Raw genomic sequence first — 3615 nt, 5'->3', positions numbered from 1 at the left:
TTTCGCTTAACTTCACGCATGATAGTTGTATGGTGTCGATTTAATAGTTTACCAATGGATCGGCAGCTTTCGCCACTATTGAATCGATAGTAGATAGCTTTTCGTTCGAAACTGTTAAGATGTTCGTAAGACATTCTGAATTCCCTCGATAATGAGTTTGGTCGCACTTACTACATTAGCAAATATTTCAGAATGTCATATTTATTGGTGGGTTATGGTCAGTGGTGCACTTGCATAATGAATTCGGGAAGATAAAAATCAACTGGTTTAGTCAGTAGCCAACTAAGAGCTTTTAGCTCGCTTTATAGATTTGACAACCAGTTCGCGTAAATATCAAAGAGCCAGAGATAGCTTCTCAGTTTAGAGCTCGTACATAAGTATGCATTTATTTCTTTGTGTTAAAAGTTTTTGTTGTTGACAAGAGGGAGTCCACATAAGTTGGCTAAAATTAGCGACGACGGAGCAAAAGCCAACTATATTTAGTCCTTGTTTAACAGCTTGTTAGCTGCCACTGTAATAATTTAAAGCTCAAATAGCCATTTTTCTATTTTACTGGAGTCTTCTTTATTGAAGACCATCAAGCTTGAATGAGCGCGATTTTCAAATGTAAATTTTGTTATCTGTTTATTTTTAACGGACGAAAAGTAATCCGGTGGTGAAACCGAATCAATATTTGAGTTTACTAACAAGGTTGGTTTACTGCTTTCATTTAAATTAATTAATAAATCTGTGTCTTCTAATGTAACTGATGCATCTTCCATTGTCTGAGTAACAATTTCATGTACGTGATCAGAAAACATACTGTTTAACATAGGAGCTTTATTTGGTAAATATTCTTTTGCTGCAAGGTCGAATCTCATCATAGGGGCTAGTAAAATAGCTGCATCTACATGATCAGATGACAATAAGTTACTTGCAGCTAAAGTTCCCATTGAGTGTCCAACAACAACAGTTAATTCTTTATTTTCTCTTTTATTTGTCAATTTACTGAGGAGTTGGGAAAGCGCTTGATGTTCCCTCGTACCAAAAGCAAACTTTTCATTTGATTCGCCATGACCAAATAAATCAGGGATGACCACGTTCATGCCGAGAGCTCTAAAATAGATCGCCGTAGCCATCATAACCTCTTTACTACCTCCATATCCATGCAGCAATAGAGCAGTTCCCTTTAAACGATTAAATGTATCAGGTGTCATTGTATGAGATATCGTATTTTCTACTCCATTGCCTATTGCGTGAAGGTTGTAATAAACAGAACTACCCGACGGAAAATCCTCAGAAAGGTAAGGAGGCGCTGTTAAATATGGAATACACTCTTTTGTGGTATGTGAACAAAATTCATGTTTTGTGAAACCGATTTCTTCAGGCTCAGCTTTGATAAATTCAGCCTCTGATAGATAAACATCAGGATTTGATATTATGTAGCTCCCAATTGAAGTGCAGCCAGATACAAGCACAGCAAAAACAATATAGAAAATTAGTTTAATTTCATTCTTCATTTTTAATACAACACGTTAAGTTATTCACGGGACTCTACTTAGGCAGCTAACGCCCATATTAAGCGGACTAAAATTGTTGGTTATACTGTGTAGCGAAGCGGAACGTAACCCACTGTTTTAGTTCCGTTTAAATGCCTTGCTAGCAGTTTCTTGTAAGTTTAATTGAATTACCGTTTCCAAACCCTTCGTGACCATATAATTCAACGGAAATATTATAATCCCAACCACAAGCTTTCCACCAACACTCAGAAAACCACTGCTTTACATAATCAACGACTAAGTCTGGAATGCTAAACTCTTCTTCATAACTCTGAACATCTATCAAAGGCAAGTCGTTTACATATTCAGCAAATGCAACATGTTTAGCGCCATTTGGACTATCAAGATATAAACCTATAGAAATATAACCGTCGCCATATTCATCAGGGAAAACCTCTACCGTCGCTTTAGTGACGTCCGATGGAATTTGCTCAACTAGGAATAGTTTAATTTCACCTATTAACTGATTAGAATGCCGTTCAAGTTCATTTATATAAACGTTTTTTATCGAATTTATAGGCATCCCATTTGGGAGTCGTTTCTGCTTACTCATAACTTTTCCTAATTGGGATAACGATAACTGCTTAACGCCGCCATTTGCGGCAGGCTTGAGTGGAGGCCTTTTGTGCGACAATGGCGTAGCCACGCACAAAAGGCCGTAGCGAAAGACTGTCCAGCCCCAGCGTCTTTTTGCTGGGGCGATGCAAGATGGCCTTGTTATGCATTTTGTACATTGCTCTCAAGGATTACACCTACAGCTATAATTTTTGAGCCCTCTCTTATACCGAATTGGCGCTCAGTAGGGAAAACACCTTTAGAGTATTTTTTAACGTTCTCTGACAACACCACTTTGCAATTTGATTCCTCTCCAGGGTTTACCTGGCCAGATTCGAAAATATAGGAAGCATCCCAATCACTGCAATTTACATCATTGATGTGCCAGAAAAATTGCCCCCGATAACCATCATGAACTGCACCTTGGCGACCACCAAATTCAGTTTAACATTTTAGTATTTATGCGACACGCTGTTTGTGTTGCATAATCGCTTGTTGGACTGAGGCGCTACCTGCTCGGTGTGTTCGCGTTGGTATTGTTTATGCTATGGGAATTTGCTTTTTATGGCCTAACCGATATTTAGCCAATTTCATTGACGTGTATATCGTATCTAAGCTGTCCCTGCATTGCTCAGCGTTTATTATGTCCTTATTACACCTAAATTTAGCTTGATAAGCAACCATATTATTAAAACACACAGCCGCTATTAGCCTGAACAATTAAGCAGGTTAACATATTGATTCTATTAAGCAGGCTAGCCCGCTAACTCGTTCGCTCTGTTGTAACTGTTGCCGCATCAGACTCTGCTATACCAATAAATCGTAAGATACCCGCCTTGCATGACTGGCAAGGCCAATGCGGTATCAATGGATCTTTTTCTGTTTTTGGCTTCACTGGTTTACATGTGTGTGACTCTTGAGTCCTTATTAACGCTAACTTTTGTTTACGACACGCATTAGCTAAAAAGCCATAGTGGCGAATACGCATAAACCCCTTTGGCAATATATGTTGTAAATAACGCCGTAAAAATTCGTCACAACTCAGTGTCATGACCTTATTCCGGTTATTATCTTTATAATCGCGGTATTTAAAGCTCACTGTTTCTTCAGTCGCTGACACTAATCGCGATTCTGACATCACGCCTTTTCGGGTATAACGCGCAAGGTAACTAACTAGCTTTTCACTGTACGTTAAACAGGCTTTGCTATACACGCACCATTTGGTTGGTGTGCTTACCTTCGCGAATGAACTATCGCATTCATTGAGCGCCGCGAGCATTTTCCCTCTAAACACTGTTGATAATGCTTTAACGGGGTATAAATAACCTTTTTCTATTTCATGCCAGTGCGCTTTATCAAGCGCACCTGCGGGTATCAAGCAATGCAGGTGAATATGCTGGCTTAAGTTCTGCCCCCACGTATGCAGTACGCTTGTCATACCTAACTGACCATGCCTCTTTCGTTTCGCAAATTTGCTCAGCGTTTGCCATGCGGCTTTAAATAAACACTGATACAACGCGTT

The 3615-nt window shown here is 39.3% G+C and carries 4 protein-coding genes and 1 pseudogene; all 5 read right to left on the bottom strand.

Annotated elements, in window-relative coordinates:
• Window positions 1–134 (bottom strand): helix-turn-helix domain-containing protein (locus ADS77_RS21910; protein ID WP_152960613.1); only part of this gene is annotated, 134 nt, incomplete at its 3' end.
• Window positions 135–521: 387 nt separating this feature from the next.
• Entirely contained in the window at window positions 522–1499 is a 978-nt protein-coding gene (locus tag ADS77_RS21000) for an alpha/beta fold hydrolase (RefSeq protein WP_054456183.1), read from the bottom strand.
• 139 nt (window positions 1500–1638) lie between these two features.
• Window positions 1639–2091, bottom strand: a complete 453-nt coding sequence (locus ADS77_RS20995; protein ID WP_054456181.1) for a hypothetical protein — start codon at window positions 2089–2091, stop codon at window positions 1639–1641.
• Window positions 2092–2255: 164 nt separating this feature from the next.
• Window positions 2256–2519 (bottom strand): annotated as a pseudogene (locus ADS77_RS22995) (hypothetical protein); the annotation flags it as partial.
• 337 nt (window positions 2520–2856) lie between these two features.
• Window positions 2857–3615: transposase (locus ADS77_RS20990; protein WP_054456178.1), on the bottom strand; the 759-nt coding region annotated here is incomplete at its 5' end.

Origin of the sequence: Pseudoalteromonas porphyrae (assembly GCF_001298125.1) — a bacterium.
Classification (GTDB): Bacteria; Pseudomonadota; Gammaproteobacteria; order Enterobacterales; family Alteromonadaceae; genus Pseudoalteromonas; species Pseudoalteromonas neustonica.
Note: the sequence above shows the minus strand (reverse complement) of the source record. Positions and strands in the feature narration are given on the sequence as shown.

Bases quoted from the DNA above. Each gene is read 5' to 3' on its own strand.
- ADS77_RS21000 (WP_054456183.1), bottom strand. From the start codon at position 1,499: ATGAAGAATGAAATTAAACTAATTTTCTATATTGTTTTTGCTGTGCTT.
- ADS77_RS20995 (WP_054456181.1), bottom strand. From the start codon at position 2,091: ATGAGTAAGCAGAAACGACTCCCAAATGGGATGCCTATAAATTCGATA.